The 17,343-nt window shown below is 68.1% G+C and carries 16 protein-coding genes; 2 read left to right on the top strand and 14 right to left on the bottom strand.

Annotated features, from left to right (window positions below; all coding sequences use genetic code 11):
* Window positions 1–5: 5 nt before the first annotated feature.
* From NA3_RS12750 to NA3_RS12775, 6 genes are all read right to left on the bottom strand, one after another.
* A complete protein-coding gene (locus NA3_RS12750; RefSeq protein ID WP_062963807.1) occupies window positions 6–839 on the bottom strand; it encodes a DUF8175 domain-containg protein in 834 nt (277 codons plus the stop codon).
* Window positions 840–938: 99 nt separating this feature from the next.
* Complete coding sequence (locus NA3_RS12755) at window positions 939–1,202, bottom strand: hypothetical protein (protein ID WP_306304678.1); 264 nt, start codon at window positions 1,200–1,202, stop codon at window positions 939–941.
* Window positions 1,199–1,495, bottom strand: a complete 297-nt coding sequence (locus NA3_RS12760; RefSeq protein WP_030513931.1) for a hypothetical protein — start codon at window positions 1,493–1,495, stop codon at window positions 1,199–1,201. The genes NA3_RS12755 and NA3_RS12760 overlap by 4 nt, the downstream gene beginning before the upstream one ends.
* Window positions 1,496–1,601: 106 nt before the next feature.
* Window positions 1,602–2,246: a P-loop NTPase family protein gene (locus tag NA3_RS12765; RefSeq protein WP_062963808.1), complete on the bottom strand. Its 645-nt coding sequence runs from the start codon at window positions 2,244–2,246 to the stop codon at window positions 1,602–1,604.
* Window positions 2,243–3,115 (bottom strand): hypothetical protein, encoded by an 873-nt coding sequence (locus tag NA3_RS12770; protein ID WP_062963809.1) that lies wholly within the window; start codon window positions 3,113–3,115, stop codon window positions 2,243–2,245. The genes NA3_RS12765 and NA3_RS12770 overlap by 4 nt, the downstream gene beginning before the upstream one ends.
* A 13-nt stretch (window positions 3,116–3,128) precedes the next feature.
* A complete protein-coding gene (locus NA3_RS12775) occupies window positions 3,129–4,256 on the bottom strand; it encodes a DUF8176 domain-containing protein (protein WP_062963810.1) in 1,128 nt (375 codons plus the stop codon).
* Window positions 4,257–5,139: 883 nt separating this feature from the next.
* On the opposite strand from NA3_RS12775, the gene NA3_RS12780 reads away from it, so the two are divergent.
* Window positions 5,140–6,018: a DMT family transporter gene (locus tag NA3_RS12780; protein ID WP_062963811.1), complete on the top strand. Its 879-nt coding sequence runs from the start codon at window positions 5,140–5,142 to the stop codon at window positions 6,016–6,018.
* Here the strand turns inward: NA3_RS12780 and NA3_RS12785 are convergent.
* From NA3_RS12785 to NA3_RS12795, 3 genes are all read right to left on the bottom strand, one after another.
* A complete protein-coding gene (locus tag NA3_RS12785) occupies window positions 5,994–8,285 on the bottom strand; it encodes a RelA/SpoT family protein (RefSeq protein WP_269750183.1) in 2,292 nt (763 codons plus the stop codon). The two genes, NA3_RS12780 and NA3_RS12785, sit on opposite strands and share 25 nt — an antisense overlap.
* 289 nt (window positions 8,286–8,574) lie before the next feature.
* The gene (locus tag NA3_RS12790) at window positions 8,575–10,179 is read right to left on the bottom strand and encodes an ABC-F family ATP-binding cassette domain-containing protein (protein ID WP_062964017.1); all 1,605 of its coding nucleotides are present in this window, start codon (window positions 10,177–10,179) and stop codon (window positions 8,575–8,577) included.
* 187 nt (window positions 10,180–10,366) lie between these two features.
* Window positions 10,367–10,810 (bottom strand): nitroreductase/quinone reductase family protein, encoded by a 444-nt coding sequence (locus tag NA3_RS12795; RefSeq protein WP_062963813.1) that lies wholly within the window; start codon window positions 10,808–10,810, stop codon window positions 10,367–10,369.
* A gap of 156 nt (window positions 10,811–10,966) precedes the next feature.
* Here NA3_RS12795 and NA3_RS12800 point away from each other — a divergent pair, with 156 nt between their 5' ends.
* Entirely contained in the window at window positions 10,967–11,269 is a 303-nt protein-coding gene (locus NA3_RS12800) for a hypothetical protein (protein WP_062963814.1), read from the top strand.
* Window positions 11,270–11,323: 54 nt separating this feature from the next.
* On the opposite strand, the gene NA3_RS12805 is transcribed toward NA3_RS12800, so the two are convergent.
* The 5 genes from NA3_RS12805 to secD form a co-directional block, all read right to left on the bottom strand.
* Window positions 11,324–11,737, bottom strand: a complete 414-nt coding sequence (locus NA3_RS12805; protein ID WP_128145325.1) for a hypothetical protein — start codon at window positions 11,735–11,737, stop codon at window positions 11,324–11,326.
* 167 nt (window positions 11,738–11,904) lie between these two features.
* On the bottom strand, window positions 11,905–12,462 hold the full coding sequence (locus NA3_RS12810; protein WP_372464263.1) for an adenine phosphoribosyltransferase: 558 nt from the start codon (window positions 12,460–12,462) through the stop codon (window positions 11,905–11,907).
* 50 nt (window positions 12,463–12,512) lie between these two features.
* Window positions 12,513–14,249, bottom strand: coding sequence for an ABC transporter substrate-binding protein (locus NA3_RS12815; protein ID WP_062963817.1), 1,737 nt, complete (start codon window positions 14,247–14,249; stop codon window positions 12,513–12,515).
* Window positions 14,249–15,451 carry a protein translocase subunit SecF gene (secF, locus tag NA3_RS12820; RefSeq protein ID WP_062963818.1) on the bottom strand — a complete coding sequence of 401 codons (1,203 nt, stop codon included), beginning with the start codon at window positions 15,449–15,451 and terminating at the stop codon, window positions 14,249–14,251. The genes NA3_RS12815 and secF overlap by 1 nt, the downstream gene beginning before the upstream one ends.
* Entirely contained in the window at window positions 15,448–17,262 is a 1,815-nt protein-coding gene (gene secD / locus NA3_RS12825) for a protein translocase subunit SecD (RefSeq protein WP_062963819.1), read from the bottom strand. Before secD ends, secF begins: the two co-directional genes overlap by 4 nt.
* Between the last annotated feature and the right edge of the window lie 81 nt (window positions 17,263–17,343).

A 17,343-nucleotide genomic window follows, 5' to 3' on the forward strand; every position in this document is an offset into this window, starting at 1 on the left:
TGTGCTCACCATCGGGTCCACCCCTGCAGGGTGTCGACGTATTCGCTCGGCGTGGCTCTGGTGTCGGTGGGTTTGAGCCGCCAATCCCCGTTGTCCCACACCATGACCAGCCGGATCGCCGCCCACATCTGTTTGCCGTCGTTGACCGGCCCGCGGGCGGCGAGCCGCACGATCGCCATATCGTCGGCATAGTTCTCGATCTGGAACGCGTCGGGTGCGACCAGGTACTTGGTGATCCGCGCCGGCTGCTGATCGGGCAGTTTGCCGTCACCCCGTGCCTTGTCGTAGGCCGCGACCTGCTGGGCCGAGACCCGCACCTGGCGCACGTACAGATCCCGGTCGCCGGGCCGCGCGTTGAGCCGATAGGTGATCTGCGCCGCCGCCAATGCCGCCCCCTGCGGTGTGTGGGAATAGCCGACGGCCAGTCCCTTGTCGTCGATCCGGGTCGGACCGTCGCTGGTGGAGAACGGCACCGAGGCGCCGTAGACCCGCTGCCAGCCACAGGGTTCGGTGGTGCCGGCGGGTGCCGCGGTCAGCCAGTCCGGATCCGACGAGGCGTGCTGCTGTGCGGGGTTCTGCGGAAGTGGTTGTCCCGCAGGGTTGTTGGGAATATCGACGCGGCGATGGAACAGGTCCGTATCGGGTTCGGCGAATCCGGTCGCGCCCGAGCCCGCGACGGGCGAGGGCGCCGGATCCGCTTTCCGGGCATCGGAAGAGGAGGTGTCGCGGCCGACGTAGACGAAGACGCCGACGACCACGATCAGGGCGATCACGGCCGCGGAGACGATGACACCGAAGGAGATGCCGCTGCGCTCGTCGTAGGTGTCCTTGTTGCTCATACCGTCACCTCCCGTCGCGGGTCGTCGTCGGATGTCGTGTCGTCGAATGTGGTTGTCGCCGTGGTGTCGTCGGCGTGCATACGGAAATCTGTCACCGGCTCACGCAGGAAGCAGGGTCAATGCGATCGCACTTGCCGAACTGGCCACGATGGCGCCGATCAGGCTCATCACGATGCCGTGCGAGGCGTCGTTGACGGCCATATCGTCGCGCATCGCCGACCACAGCCGGCCCGCGGAGATGATCATCCAGGCCAGGCACAGCAACAGCACGCACCACAGTAACCAGTTGATCAGCTGCATGATCGGTTCGATCACGTCCGCGGGCATCTGCTTGTAGGCCAGCACGATCGCGGCGCCCCTCACGATCCGATGACTGCGTTCATGATCGTGCCCGCACTGGTGGCGACGATGCCGCCAATCATGGCGCCCGCCACCATCTTCGGCGACTCCAGCCCGCCGCCGGTCCACTTCTCCCAGGCGAAGCGGCCACCGGCGTAGGTGATGCCCAGGATGCCCGACAGCAGCACGAACCATGTGAAGTAGCGCACCAGTTTCATGAGCTTGTCGGCGGCCGGCGGCGTCTCGGGTGTCGGATTCCCGACCTGAGCGAGAACAACGCCGTACGTCTCGTGTACAGCGGCCAGGATGGTACTCATCGAGCGTCCTTCTCAATAGGTGATCGGAATACAAAGCCGGGTACCGGAGGTACACCGTCGGTAACAGCTGTCGGCGAGGTCGCGGCAGCACAACGTCCGGGCACGATCATCGTTGCTCCTCCTGTCGCGATCCGGCGCCGACCGTCTCCCGCACCAGGTCGACGATGCTCATTCCCAGCGCGTCCACCTCGTGCGGAACTTCTTGCAGCGGATCGAGTTTGCGTTTGCGCTGCTGTGGCGGCGGGTCGCTCGGCGACCACACCGGCAGCTGATCGGGTTCGACCAGCGTCCACTCCTCGATCCAGGGCATCTGCCACACCTCCCCGGCCAGCGCGCCGACGACATCGCGGTAGCGCCGGATCTCGGCCGGGATGCGGCCCGGGCGCGCGGCCACGGTCACCAGACCCAGCACCTCGCTGGGCCCGGCGAGGCCGGCCCGGTGCTGGCGCAGCAGATCGTGGGCGCGGGTCAGCCCGGCGATGGTCTCGCGGGCGACCAGCACCACGAAGGGTGATTCGCGTTCGAACACACCGGGCCAGCGCCGGTGCGAATCCGCCGCAGGCGCAAGCACATGCGCGAGGGTACTGGCTCCGGCGCCGCCGTGCACCCCCAGCAACCACACCAGTGGCGCCCGTCCGGCGCCCGGCACCGGGCGGTCCCAGATGGGCGCGCGACGAGACTCCGCCGGTGCGACAACGCCTGCCGCAGGCGGGTTTTCGGAGGAGCGAGGTTCCTTCATGGCCGCGGTCATGATGCCATCCCGCTGAGCAGCCGTCGGTACGCCCTCCGGGTTTCGGCATCGAGTGCGTTGTGGCGCACCAGCTCTCCGCGCGCCAGGTGGGTGTCGTAGGGGATCTCGCGGATGTCACGCACCCAGCCGGTGAGATGTTCGCGCAGATGATCGGCCACCCGAGAGTTGTTGCCGGGCAACTGATGTGAGATCACGATGGTGGTGTCGCCCACGATGCCGCCACCCTGGCCCTCGGCGTGACCGCCGAATTCGTCGTCGAGCCATTCCAGCGTGACCCGCAAACGGTTGGCGGCGTCGGCACGCGCCGGAATCGACAGCACCAGAGCCACTTCCGCGTCCTCGAGCAGCGGCCGCAACTGGCGGGCGGCGATCGGGCTGCCGCCGTCGTACACCGGGGTGTAGCCGGCGTCGGCGACGGCCCGGGCCACTGTCAGATAGGTGGCGCGGCGGCGCAGCGGGGAGGCGTCGCGCCACAGCAGGCCGATACCGGAACTCGCCTGCGAGAGACATTCCTTCAGGGGCGCCGGTTCGTCGTCACCGCGGCCGTACAGCCACTGCTGCAGACTGATCGGACTCAGATGTTCGTCGGCGCCGCGCAAGGCCAGATCGCCCCCGGCCACGGTGGCGTCGACGGCCACCGCTGCGGCCTCCGCGCCCAGTTCACCCGCGAGTCCCAGTGCGGTGGTGGTGGTTCCGGCTCCACCGCAGCCGCCGACGACCAGGATCGGACGCGGCAGGCCACCGCCTTCGCCGTCGTCACGCCGGCCCTTGCGTAACCGGACCACCGGCGCCCGTCCACGCGGTCGCGAGCCCGCCGCGACGTCCGCGTCGGACGTCTCGTCGAGCCATCGGCTCCAGTCCTGTCCCATCTCAGCTCTCCTCTTACCCGGCCGTGATGCCCGTGATCAGGGTGCGGCCGCCGACCACCGCGGTGGTCACCAACTGCTTGTCGTAGGTGGCGGGGGCCGCGCCCGGCCGCCGTTCGGTCACCTCCACCGAATACCTGTTGTCGTCCAAAGTGACCACCCGCACGCAATAGTCGGTGCCCAGCGGCACCGAGGCGATGCCTCGCTGGATCACCGGCGCCGGCGAGACCGCCGCATCCGGCGCCACCACCTCGCGTGCCCGCTCGGCTGAGCGTTCGACGTAGAAGGCGTGCTGAAACCACATGATCGCGTCCGGCCCGGAATCGGTCCCGCCGACCTCGGCGCCGCGCATCACGCGCGCGGATCGCTCGGTCGGGCAGTGCCCCGCCGAACCCACTTGCGGACCGGAATCGGCGCCGATCGCCGAGGTGAGCCGCAGCATCGGCGCCTCGTCGCCCAGGGCAGGCCGCGCCGGCAGCGGTGCCACCGACTGTTTTCCGTGGTCACCGGAGCGCAGCAGGTACAGGGCGAAAACGCCTGCGGCGGCCAGCAATAACACGGCTACCGCGAGGACGAGCGCGACGCGCAACCGGCTCGGGCGGATGTAGTCACGCAGGGCCGGCGAGGCCGGACCCGGGGCGCGGCGCACGATCCGGCCCCCGGCGCCGTCGCCGTGTTCGCGCCGGGGCGGCAGGATCCACTCGGGCGTGTCCACATCGTCACGCTCGTCCGGGTCGTCCATCGGCGGGCGCGCCCCGGATCCCTCCGCATCGTCACCGTCGGCGCCGGCCGGGCGGGTCCGCCGGCGGCCGCGAGCCCGGCCCTCGCCGGTCTCGGCGTCGCGGGGCAGGCGCAGCACCTCGCCCTCGTGGGCCGAATAGTCGTCGTCGGGCCCGGGCGCGTGGCCGCCGACCCAGTCGGTCCAGCCCCCGACGAATTCGCTGCGTCGCGTGGCCGGTTCGTCGGCGAACGGGATGTCGAACGGCTCGGGCTCGGTGTCACGAATGTAGTGCGGATACCGCGCCGCTCCAGGTTCAGCCTCGTCGTCGACGGCCTCGGATTCCCCCGGCGCGGCCGTGGGAACGGCATGTTCGGGTTCCAGCGCCGGGAACCACCGTTGGACTTCTTTGTACGGCTTCAACATTCCCTCATCCCCGCGGAGCCGGGCACGTCGTGCAGCATCGTCGGACCCTCTCGGCGATCAGTTCGTGGAGAACGGGTAGTTGTTGTCAGCGGTACCGCCATGGGACGTCGCCAACGGCACACCACCGGGTGCGGCGTCACCGAGGCCCTTCCCGAACGGAAATTGTCCCGTACCCGACGAATTCGGCGAACTCGACGCGCCGTCCGAGGCCGCCGAGATTCGGGTGATACCACATCCACGCAGGCCAAGGAGTGTGAACGGGGGTATCCGGAACGCCGGATCGAGGGCCGGCGCGGATGTGGATGCGCGAAATCCGCAGTGAGGACCCGACGCGACCAGTACGGCCGCCGCCGAGCATGTCAGCACGGTCAGCATGATCTGACCCCCTTTAAACCCGCTGTCTGCAACAGTTCTGAGGGTCGAGTGCCACTGCGACCCGTCCGGCGATCATCATGTGGATTCGAGTTGTCGCCGAACATCGCGCGCGCCCCGAAACGCAATAAACCGTAACAGAATCCGGCTCGGAGTGCAGGCCCTCCGCCGGTGCGCGAGCACCTCCGCGATCACCGCCCGCGAACCTTCCTACCGGCGCGAAGGATTCGCCGCGGGCAGACCGGCCGAGCGGAACCGAGTGCCGGCGCCGCCCTCGGCAACTGTGCGGCGAACGGACAATTCGAGCCCGCCGGCGGGCAACTCGCCGCGACTTCGGCCCCTGTCCGAAATGTGTTGCCGAACAATTGCCATTCGCCCGTACCGCACATTCCGACCATTCCGGTGCCGCTGTCGGGATTCGGCGGTTACGCACGGGTCGCTACCAGCCCACCCGGATCGGCACACCGGTCCCCGATGCCGGGGCCCCGGTCGCGGACGGCAGACTGATCGGGTGAGCAACTTTCCCGTCGCCGCGGTCGTCTGCGCCTTCGTCGGCGCCCTGCTGTTCGCCGTGTCGGCGGTAGCCCAGCAACGCGCGGCGGCCGACGTGCCGGCCGGTGATGCGCTGGTGGCCCAGCTCGTTCGCAATCCGCGCTGGTGGGCCGGCATCATCGGCGACGCCGGCGGGTTCGTCTTCCAAGTGGTGGCGCTGGCGCTGGGATCGGTGCTGATCGTGCAGCCGATTCTGGTCACGGCCCTGGTCTTCGCGTTGCCGCTGGCCGCGCACTACAGCCGCCGCCCGGTGACGCCGGCCATGTGGGCGCACGCGGTGGCCCTGTCGGCCGCGCTGGCCTGTTTCCTGGTCGTCGGCGACCCCACCGAGGGCATCTCCGAGGCGCCGTGGTCGACCTGGATGTGGCCGCTGGTGCTGGTTCTCGGCGTGGTCGCCGCCGCGGTCGTGGTGTCGGTGGTGATCCGGGTGACCGGATTGCAGGCGCTCCTGCTGGGGACCGCCGCCGGGCTGCTGTTCGGTGTCTCCGCCGCCCTCACCCAGCACGTCATTCATCTGTTCGGGCGCGGGCTCGGCACGGCGCTCACCAGCTGGCAGCTGTACACCCTGGTCGCCGCGGGCATCGTCGGGCTCTATCTGCAACAGCGCGGCTACCAGGTCGGGGCCCTGTCGGCCTCACTGCCGGCCTTCACCGTCGCCGAACCGCTCGGTGCCGCCTTCCTCGGCCTCACCGTGCTCGACGAGCGACTGCGGACCGGCACGGTCGGCACGATCGTCGTCATCGTCTCCGTGCTGGTGATGTGTGTGGCCGCGGTCCAGCTGTCGCGTGCCCAGGCGGAACTGCCGCCGGCGGATCAGGCCGCCGAGGTCACCCGGTAGACGTCGTAGACGCCCTCCACATTGCGGACCACGTTCAGCAGATGCCCGAGATGCTTCGGATCGCCCATCTCGAAGGTGAACTTGCTGATCGCCACCCGGTCACCGGAGGTCATCACCGACGCGGACAGGATGTTGACCTTCTCGTCGGCGAGCACCTTGGTCACATCCGACAGCAGCCGGGTGCGGTCCAGCGCCTCGATCTGAATCGCCACCAGGAACACCGACGACGGCGAGGGCGCCCATTTGACCTCGATGATCCGTTCCTGTTGCGCGCGTAGCGAATCCGCGTTCGTGCAGTCGGTCCGGTGCACACTCACCGCGCCGCCGCGGGTCACGAAGCCCATGATCTCGTCGCCCGGTACCGGTGTACAACATTTGGCCAGCTTCGCGACCGTCCCTGGGGCGCCGGGGATTTCGACCCCGGCGTCGCCGATGGTGCGCTGCCGCGCCGGCAGCGTCGACGGCGTACTCCGTTCGGCCAGTTCGTTTTCCACGTCGCCGACGCCGCCGAGCTGCGCCATCAGGCGCTGCACGACGTGGTGCGCCGAGACCTGGTTCTCCCCCACCGCCGCGTACAGCGCGGAGATGTCGGCATAGTGCAGTTCGTGCGCCAGCGCGGACATCGCGTCCACGCTCATCAGCCGCTGCAGCGGCAGACCCGAGCGGCGGACCTCCTTGGAGATCTGCTCCTTACCGGCCTCCAGCGCCTCCTCGCGGCGTTCCTTGGCGAACCACTGCCGGATCTTGGCCTTCGCCCGCGGCGACACCACGAAGTTCTGCCAGTCCCGGCTCGGGCCGGCGTTCTGCGCCTTCGAGGTGAAGATCTCGACGACCTCACCGTTCTCCAGCTGCCGTTCCAGCGCCACCAACCGGCCGTTGACCCGGGCGCCGATGCAGCGATGGCCCACCTCGGTGTGCACCGCGTAGGCGAAGTCGACCGGGGTCGATTCCTGCGGCAGCGTGATCACGTCGCCCTTCGGCGTGAACACGAAGATCTCCGGGGATTTCAGGTCGAACCGCAGCGACTCCAGGAACTCCGCGGGGTCGGCGGCCTCCCGCTGCCAGTCCAGCAGCTGCCGCATCCAGGCCATATCGTCGACCTCGGCGGCGTCGCCGGAATGTTTGCCCTTGGTCTCCTTGTAGCGCCAGTGCGCCGCGATACCGAATTCGGCGGTGCGATGCATGTCCTGGGTACGGATCTGCACCTCCAGCGGCTTGCCGTCCGGGCCCACCACCGTGGTGTGCAGCGACTGGTAGACGCCGTAGCGCGGCTGGGCGATGTAGTCCTTGAACCGGCCCGCCATCGGCTGCCACAGCGAATGCACCACGCCGACCGCGGCGTAGCAGTCGCGCACCTCGTCGCACAGGATCCGGATGCCGACCAGGTCGTGGATGTCGTCGAAATCCTTACCCTTGACGATCATCTTCTGATAAATCGACCAGTAATGCTTGGGCCGGCCCTCGACGATCGCGTTGATCCGGCTCGCCGCCAGGGTGTTCACGATCTCGGCCCGCACCCGCGCCAGGTAAGTGTCGCGGGACGGGGCGCGGTCGGCCACCAGCCGCACGATCTCGTCGTACTTCTTGGGGTGCAGGATCGCGAACGCCAGATCCTCGAGCTCCCATTTGACCGTGGCCATACCGAGCCGATGTGCCAGCGGCGCAATGACTTCCAGCGTCTCGCGCGCCTTCTTCGCCTGCTTCTCCGGCGGCAGGAAGCGCATCGTGCGCATATTGTGCAGCCGGTCGGCGACCTTGATCACCAGCACCCGGGGATCGCGGGCCATCGCGATGATCATCTTGCGAATCGTCTCGGCCTCCGCGGCCGCGCCCAGGTTGACCTTGTCCAGCTTGGTCACCCCGTCGACCAGATGCGCCACCTCGGATCCGAAATCCGCGGTCAGCTCGTCCAGCGAATAGCCGGTGTCCTCGACGGTGTCGTGCAGCAGGGCGGCCACGAGCGTGGTGGTGTCCATCCCCAGTTCGGCGAGGATGTTGGCCACCGCCAGCGGATGGGTGATGTACGGATCACCCGACTTGCGGAACTGATGCGAGTGCTTCTCGTCGGCCACGTCGAACGCGCGCTGCAGCAACTGCAGATTCGCCTTGGGATACAGCTCCCGATGCACGGTCGCCAGCGGCTCCAGCACCGGCTTGACCGCGGCGATACCCCGCTGGCCGGTCATCCGGCGGGCCAGCCGGGCCCGCACCCGCCGCGAGGCCGAACTCGGCACCGCCGCCGGTGTGCCCGGCTGCTTCATCGGCATGTTCCGCGGTGAGGGAGCCGCGGGCTGCCCGTTCCGGTCGGCGCCCGGCTTCGGCGCCGCCGGACGCGGCGCGGCGGGGGTGGCCGGCGGAGTCGCCGGTGTGGCAGCCGGCGCGGCATCACCGGCCGCCGAATTCCCGGCATTCGCCTTCTCCAGATGCTGAGTCATGCCACCACCTCTCACGCCTCGATCGCCACACCCTAGCCGACCGCTTCAACAGCCCAGAACACCCACTTTAGTAGGAGTTTTCCCGGAGGTGCACCGGTCCGTCCCGACGCACCCCGTTCGGTCAACCGGTTCCCGACTCCGATTCATCCACCAACCCGTCCGGGGTCAGTTCGAGGCGGCGCGTGACGCCGATCTCATCGAGGAAGCGCGGGTCGTGGCTGACCACGATCAGCGCACCCTCGAAGCTGGTCAGCGCCTCGGTGAGGTGGCGGAGACTGGGCAGATCGAGGTTGTTGGTGGGCTCGTCGAGCAGCAGCAGCTTCGGCGCCGGTTCGGCGAGCAGCAGCATCGCCAGCGCGGCCCGCAACCGCTCACCACCCGACAGCGCCCCCGCCGCGACATCGGCGTCGCCGCCGCGGAACAGGAACCGCGCCAGCTGTGCGCGAATTCGCTCCGCACCGGCGTGCGGCGCCGCCGCGGAGACGTTGCCGAAGACCGAGAGCCGCTCGTCGAAGATGTCGAGCCGCTGCGGCAACAGCCGCCAGGGCACCTTCGGCGGTTCCTCGACGAGGCGATGCAGCAGGGTGGTCTTGCCGGCGCCGTTGCGCCCGGTCAGCGCGATGCGTTCGGGACCGCTCACCCGCAACGTGACCACCGGTCCGTTGGCCAGCCGCACCTGTTCCATCGCCACCACGTCCTGGCCGGGATACAGCCTGGTTCCGGGCAGCTCGACGCGGATCTCACGATCGTCGCGCAGCAGTTCCTGGGCCTGCTCCAGGGTCGATCTGGCCTCCTCCACCTTCGCGATGTGGTTGTTGCGCAGTTTGCCCGCCGACACCTGCGCCTGTCGTTTGCGCTCGGCCATCACGATCTTCGGCTCGCGCTTGCTGTCCCACATCTTCTGCCCGTACCGCTGGCGCCGGTCCAGTTTGATCCTGGCCTCCACCAGTTCGCGGGACTGTTTGCGCACATCGCTGCGGGCATCGCGGATCGCCGCGCGAGCGGCCTCCTGTTCGGCCTCGACGATCTGCTCGTAATCGTCGAAATTCCCTCCGAAAGTACGGATCTCACCACGCCGCAGTTCGGCGACGGTGGTGACCCGCCGCAACAGTTCGCGGTCGTGGCTGACCGTCAGCACGGTGCCGGTGAATCCCTCGACCACGTCGTAAAGGCGTTGGCGCGCAGTAGAATCCAGATTGTTGGTGGGCTCGTCGAGCAACAGCACATCGGGTTCGCGCAGGAGTTCGGCCACCAGCCCGAGCAGTACCGTCTCACCACCGGACAGGGTGTCCAGGCGCCGATCCAGCTGTGCCACATCGCCGGCCAGGTAGTTCAGGCCCAGCCGGCCGAGCAGCGCGATCGCCGATTCCTCGACATCCCAGCGGTTTCCGACCCGGTCGAAATCGGCCTCGGTCCCGGCGCCGGATTCGATGCGATGCAGTGCGGCCCGCACCTCGCCGATGCCGAGGACGGCGTCGACGCGCCGGCCGGCGGCCAATCCGAGGTCCTGGCGCAGATATCCGAGCCGCCCCGCGACCGTCACCGACCCACGTGCCGGGCGCAATTCCCCGGTGATCAGCCGCAACAGGGTGGATTTTCCGGCCCCGTTACCGCCCACTACGCCGATGTGGCCCGGGCCGAGCACAGCGTCGAGACCGTCGAACACCGAGGTGCCGTCGGGCCATACGAAGGTGAGATCGGACAGAGAAATAGTCGAAATAGACATATGCGTGCTCCTGAGGGCGGCGGGAATGGCGCGCAGATGTGCGGGCCACACGATGGCTACCTCAGAAGAGCAACGGCACGACTCCGATCAACGGAAACAAGACTCGACAACTCTACCGAACCGGTACGACGGCCGCAAGATCATATTGCGGGTGATACCTGTCACCGGCCACGGAAACCGTTGCGGCTCAGTTGATCCGGAAGACCGGGAAGCCGGGCGCGATGGCGGCGAGTTCGGCGTCGGTGGCGTCGGCCGTCACACCCTCGAAGAACTTGCCGACCTCCCAGCCCCACTTCTTCAGGTACAGCCGCAACACGGGCACCTTGTCGGCGTCGGCGACCTCGGTCACCGTGAACACCTCGGTCTTGCGCCCGAGCCGGAGCTCTCCGCCGCCGGCGACGCGGATGTTGCGAACCCACTGCGTACGACCACGCGGAGCGACCAGATACCGGGTTCCGTCCGCATCCTGCAGAACGTTGACCATCGTGGTCCGCCACTCTCCGGAGGTGCGACCGCGCACCGCCAGCAGCCGCGATCCCATCACGCTGATGCCCCATTTCGGCAGGACGTTGAACATCCGGTTCATGATCGGGTCGATGCCGGTGGGGGCGATGTACCGGGTGGCGTTCATGACTACTCCTCGCTTTTGTGAGCGCTGCTCTCTTCGATGACTCAATCATTACTCACCGGCGCGCCCCTGTCAAGAGCAGCGCTCACACTTGGAGAAGTCCAGACCTCTGGACAAAATCGGCTGCGTTCAACGCCGTCAGGCGGGTATTCGGCCGACATGTACAGATATAGAACCTATGGGACAAACCGCACGGGTGGGCTGGCGGCGATCGTCAGCACGATCGGCGGTGTGCTCGCACTGATCGAGATCGTCTACATCCTGTTGCAGGTCTTCGACGCCAACCAGACCAACCGGTTCTTCACCTTCATCAAGGGGTTGGCCGAACCGCTGGCGCTGTTCTTCCCGGGCCTGTTCAACACCGGCTCCCGAGAGTGGGACATCATCATCAATTACGGTCTGGCAGCGGTGTTCTGGCTCGTGGTGACCGGGATCATCGCACGCCTGCTGGCGCGGATCTAGTGGCGCCGCAGGCGGATCGACCCGGTGTCCGATCGACCCCGGTGTCCGGTGGACTCAGGGCCGGCGCGGGGTGAGGAACTCCATCCGATGATGGTGCAGGAATTCGAAGGCCGGGGCCCAATGCCCGGTGAAGACGTCCTCTTCCTTACCCACCGCATGCCGTGAGGATGCGCCCGTGCGCGGATCCTGGCAGACCACGCGAGCGGTGTGACGCCCCGACGAGACCGGTCCGCTGTCCAGCTCCACCGAACCGTCGGAACCGACCGTACGCCAGGGCATATCGATATCCGAGCCGGTGATCCGGCAGGCTTGCCCGGCCTTCTCCCCCGTGACCCGGGCCGTGACGGTGGCGCCGCCGCGCAGCGCCACCGAAGGAGTAGCCGCGGCAGTCGCGCCGCCGACGATGAACGCCGCGCCCACCGCGCCCGCCAGAGCTGCCCCGATTCGGGTACGCCGACTGCGCCTCATCGCGGCCACCGGTCGGCGCCTCCTGCTCCGGCACTGTCGCGTGCATCGCGGTACTCGTTCACGCTGAGGTACTCGTTCATGCGATCGTCCGTCGGTCGTTCATCCGGGCCCCTTTGCCGCACGTCAGCATAACGATCCCCGCGCAGGCGCCACAACCGACACGCGACCTACACCCGCACGATCGACGTCAGCGGATACTCGCCCTGGCGAGCACGCCCGCCGAGCTCGCCGATCTCGAGGACCACGGCGCTCGCGACCACCTGCGCGCCGGCGCTACGGAACAGTTCCGCCGCGGCGGCCAGCGTGCCACCGGTGGCGAGGACGTCATCGAGCAGCAGCACCTTGCGGCCGGTGAGATCGATGCCGTCGGCCGGAATTTCCAGTGCGGCGGAGCCGTATTCCAGGGTGTACTCGCGCGAGAGCACCGGCGGCGGCAGCTTGCCGCCCTTGCGCACCGCCACCACCCCGGTGCCCAGCAGCGCCGCCACACCGGCGCCCAGCAGGAATCCACGCGCGTCCACGCCGGCCACCAGATCGGCGTCGGGAGCACAGGAGGCCAAGCATTCGATCACCGCGTGGAAGCCCTCGGCGTCGGCGAAGACCGGGGTCAGATCCGCGAAACGCACACCGGGGGTGGGGAAATCGTCGTGCCAGCGCGTCAGTCGCCCGACCACCTCGGCGGTCCGCGCGACCTTCTCCTCCGCGGTTTCGGCCGTTTCCACCATCGTGTGCTTACTCATCTACACCCGCTCCCTCATCCAGCGCCCGAGGACGCTCACCGCCGCAACACCCAGCGGTCCATATTCCAGCCCGCACCGGCCTTGGTGGGGCTCGCGACCCCGTTCTCCAGCCCGTTCCCGAACGCTACGGTCCGAGGCGTGTTGAACAGCGGGATCGACGGCATCTCGTTCCACAGCAGATTCTCGGCTTCGGTGTTCAGATTCAACACCGTCACCGAATTGTCGTCCGCCGCAAGCTGATCCGCGATCGCATCGTAACGCCCGTTGCCGAAGTGCCCGAAATTCACGCCCTGGCCGGTACGCAGCGCCGCGGTCGCCTCGATCCCCGGCAAGGAACCGGCCGGGCCCACGGCGGCCGCGGTTCCGCCGAGTACGGCGTCCACCTTGCCGGCGCCCAGTTCCGCGGGCGTGAATTCCGCCGCACCGGCGTCGACGACGGTCACCCCCGCCGCCTTGCAGGCATCCGCGATCATCGCCACGGTGCGCGCACGGCGGTCGTCGGGGCTGCGATAGCCGATCCGGATCGTCGGATTGGCCACCCCGGCCGCCGCCAGAGCCCGCTGCGCACCCGGTGCGTCGCCCGTACGGTATTTGCCCGCCGGACCGGTGATCGCCGGGTAGTACACCGAGTCGGCCTGGACGGTCCGGGAATCGAGAGGCCCGGAACCCAGCCCGGACTTGTTGTCGAAACCGGGATGCCCGAGCGTGTCGAACAACGCCTGCCGCGGGACGCACAACGCGAACGCGCGCCGGGCGTCGGCGGAGGCGAAGACGCCGGCGGTGGAGAGCACCAGCTGCTCGGCGCCGCGGCCCGGCTCCTGATTCACCGAAAACTTGTTCAGGCTCAGGTCTTTCACCGAACCCGCGCCGATGTCGACCACCTCGACGGAGTTGTCGGCGATCTTCTTCTTCAGATCGGCGTTCTTGGGCCACACCACGATTCGGGGAGTGGCGGGCTTGTTGCCCCACCACTTGTCGTTCTTCACCAGCACCAGACCGTCACCGTCGCTGTAGGACTCGATGCGGTACGGTCCCGAGGACGGCAGCAGGTCGGCGTTGATGTCACCGGATTTCAGATTCCAGCCGGTGTTCCAGAACTGCGCCAGCCGGTCCAGTGCGGCCGGGTCGCCGGACTGCACCACCGCCACCACATTCGGCACACCCGCGGCCTTGGCGGCGATGTGCGCGGGCATCAGATCACCGGCGTTGAACAGCGTCTTCCAGGCCAGGAAGTGGTGATCGGGCCGGAACACCACGGTGGCGTCCTTGGAACCGGGCTGGCATTCGACCCGCTCGATATCGGAGTAGCCGGCGGTGGAGGCGGCGTCGAACAACGGAATTGCACCGCCGGGGCCCGGTTTGGTGAATCGCCCACTGCGCGCGGCCCATTCGAGCACCAGATCGTCGCACGAGGTGGGCACGCCGTCGGAATAGACCGCGTCGCGATTGAGCCGGTACCGGATGGTCTGCGCCTCGCCGGCCACCTCGTTCGCGGTGCCGACATCGGTGTCGGCGACGGGCTGGCCGTCCGGACCGGTGTAGAAGAACCCGGTCAGCACACGAGAGAACAGCGCCGCGGAGCCGCCCGCCACACCGGCCGAACTCCCGCCGTTGTAGGTGGCCGGCACCGCGTCGACGGCATACCCGATGGAGGGCACCTGGTTCTTGCTCGAACAACCCGCGACCACGCCGGTGAGTAGTGCACCGGCCGCGATCACACCGAATGTCCGCCGGAGCGTCCGCCGCACGCGATCCGACCCCCTTCGCCTCATCAGTGGCTTCTCTTGTGCCGCTTCCCGGTGGGCCGGGCACCGGGTCTCGGTGCGGCGGAACCGTTGTCGCGGGTGCGGGTGGCCACCGGGGCACCGGAGGCGCGACGGGCCGGCGTCTCACCCGTGCGGCCGCTGTCGCCGGCGGCACGCTTGGCGAGCACCTTGCGGGTGTGCGCGGCCACCGGGCCGAAGCGTTCCTTGATCGACACCAGTAGCGGCACGGCGAAGAAGATCGACGAGTAGGCGCCCACGATCATGCCAACCAGCTGCACCAGCGCGAGGTCCTTCAGCGTGCCCACGCCGAGCAGCCAGACCGCGATGACCAGCATGCCGACGATGGGCAGGATGCCGATCACCGTGGTGTTGATCGAGCGCATCAGCGTCTGGTTGGCGGCGAGATTGGCCTGTTCACCGTAGGTGCGCCGGGTCAGATGCAGAACCCCGCGGGTGTTCTCCTCCACCTTGTCGAACACCACGACGTTGTCGTAGAGCACGTAACCCAGGATGGTCAGCAGGCCGATCACCGCGGCGGGCGTCACCTCGAAGCCGACGATCGAATAGATGCCGGCGGTGACGATCAGGTTGAAGAACAGCGAGGCGATCGCGGCGATCGACATATCGCGTTCGAATCGAATGGCGATGTAGATCATCGTCAACAGGACGAACACCACGAGCGCGATCAGGGCCTTGCGGGTGATCTGCCCGCCCCAGGTCTCGCTGATCTCGGTGACGCTGATGACGCTGCGGCTGGCCGTGCCGCTGGCATCCGTCGGGTGGTATTTCGTGAACAGCGCATCCGCGATCTTGTCCTGCTGCGCGGAATCCAGTGTCTCGGAACGGATCTCGAAGGAGGCCGAGGAACCCGAACCGACCTTCTGCACGGTGACCGGACTGTGTCCCAGGGCTTGGGAGTAGGTGTCCTCGACCGAGGTCGTGGTCATGCCGCTGGTCGCCGGGATCTGAATCTTCGTACCACCGGCGAAATCGATGCCGAGGGTGAAGCCGCGCACCGCGATGCTCAGCACCGCGATCAGGACCAGCACCGCGGCGATGCCGTAGTACAGCTTGCGGCGGCCGACGATCCGGAAGCCGCCGGTGCCGGTGTAGAGGCGTTCGAAGAATCCGTGCTTCGGTGCGTCCGCGGCGGGCAGCAACTCGTCCACGAATGGTTCCTCCAACACCTGACTGCGATTGTCGCTCATCGTGCCCCTGTCCCTACGAGCGTGCCGGCCGCCTTGCGTTCCCGCGCGAGCTGCTGCACCGCGCCCAGACCGTTGACCGACGGCTTCGCCCAGAACGGCGAGCGCGAGGCCAGCATCATCAGCGGCGAGGTCACCAGATAGAGCACCACCACGTCGAGCACGGTGGTGAGGCCGAGGGTGAACGCGAAGCCCTTCACCTGCCCGGCCGCCAGGATGTAGAGCACCACCGAGGCGATGAGGCTCACGGTCTTACCGGAGAGGTTGGTGCGTTGCGCGCGAGCCCAGCCGCGCGGGACGGCCGAGCGGAAACTGCGGCCCTCGCGCATCTCGTCCTTGATACGTTCGAAGAACACGACGAACGAGTCCGCGGTCATACCGATACCGATGATCAAACCGGCGATACCCGCCAGGTCGAGGGTGAAATTGATCCACCGGCCGAGCAGCACGATGATGCCGTACACCGCCACACCCGAGGCCACCAGCGAGAACCCGGCCAGGAAGCCGAGCATCCGGTAGTAGAGCAGGCAGTACAGCAGCACCGCGACCAAACCGATCGCACCGGCGATCAGACCGGCGTGCAGCGAGGCCAAGCCGAGCGTCGCCGACACCGTGGAGGCTTCCGACACCTCGAACGACAGCGGCAGCGATCCGTACTTCAGCGAGTTGGCGAGTTCCTTGGCGGTGGACGCGTTGAACTGGCCGGTGATCTGGGTGGTGCCGCCGAGCTGCGGTCCCTGCTGCACGACCGGCGCGCTGATCACCTTCGAGTCGAGGGTGAAGGCCACCTGCTTCTGCAGGTATTCCTTGGTGAGGTCGGCCCAGGCGTCGGCGTTCTTGAACGTCAGGTCGACCGCCCACTGCGACTGCTGGTTCAGCGACGAACTCGCATCCTTGATGTCCTGGCCGTCGATGCGCATCGGGGCCAGCAGGTACACCTCGTGGCCGTCCGACGAGCAGGTCACCAACGGCAGCTTCGGATCGTCGTTACCGGCCAGCGGGTCGGGCTTGTGGCAGTCCAGTTGCTGGGCAGCCAGCTGCTGGACCTGCGGGTCGGTGCTCTGCCGCAGCGCCCGCGCCGCGTCGATCTCCTGCTTGGCCTGCTGCTGCGGCGTCAGCGCCGGATTCGGCGCACCGGGCTGCGGAGCCGGTGCCGGAGTCGTCGGAGCCTGCGCCGGAGCCGGGAAGACCCGGTTCTGCGCGGTCGTGCCCGAGGATTCGCCGGCACCGGACGCCTCACCCGAGGAGGCCGTTCCCGAGGCCGTGCCGGATTCGTTCGACGGCTTCGACTCGGTACCGGGCGACGCACCCGGTGCGGGCGCCTGCTGACCCGCACCCGGAGCCGGCGCCGGGGGGTTCGCCGGCGGGGTGCCGGGCTGCTCCGCGCCGGGAGCGGGCTCGCCACCGGTTTGGACCTTGCCGTCGGGGCCAACCGGGAGCGGCTGGCCGACGACCGGGCGAATGTAGAGCTTGGCGGTGGTGGCCAGCGACTTCGCCTGCTGCCCGTCGCTGCCGGGCACGGTGATGACCAGGTTGTTGCCGTCGATCACCACCTCGGAACCGGCCACACCGAGGCCGTTGACCCGGGATTCGATGATCTGCTGGGCCTGCTTGAGGCTGTCCTTGCTGGGCTTACCGCCGTCGGGCGTGCGCGGGGTCAGCGTGACCTGGGTTCCGCCCTGCAGGTCGATTCCCAGTTTCGGTTCCGGCGACTTGTCACCGGTGAAGAACACCAACGCGTAGATCACCGCGAGCAGCACGGCGTAGACGCCGAGCAGCCGCAGCGGATGCCCCGTTCCCTTGGAAGGTGGCACAGTACATATCTCCTAGGCGGTGAGGGTGGCGGCCGGAAATGCGGCATGACCTGCGAGCACGGAGCACCGGCGAACGCGGGC

Source organism: Nocardia africana NBRC 100379 (assembly GCF_001612635.1).
GTDB classification, from domain to species: Bacteria; Actinomycetota; Actinomycetes; order Mycobacteriales; family Mycobacteriaceae; genus Nocardia; species Nocardia africana.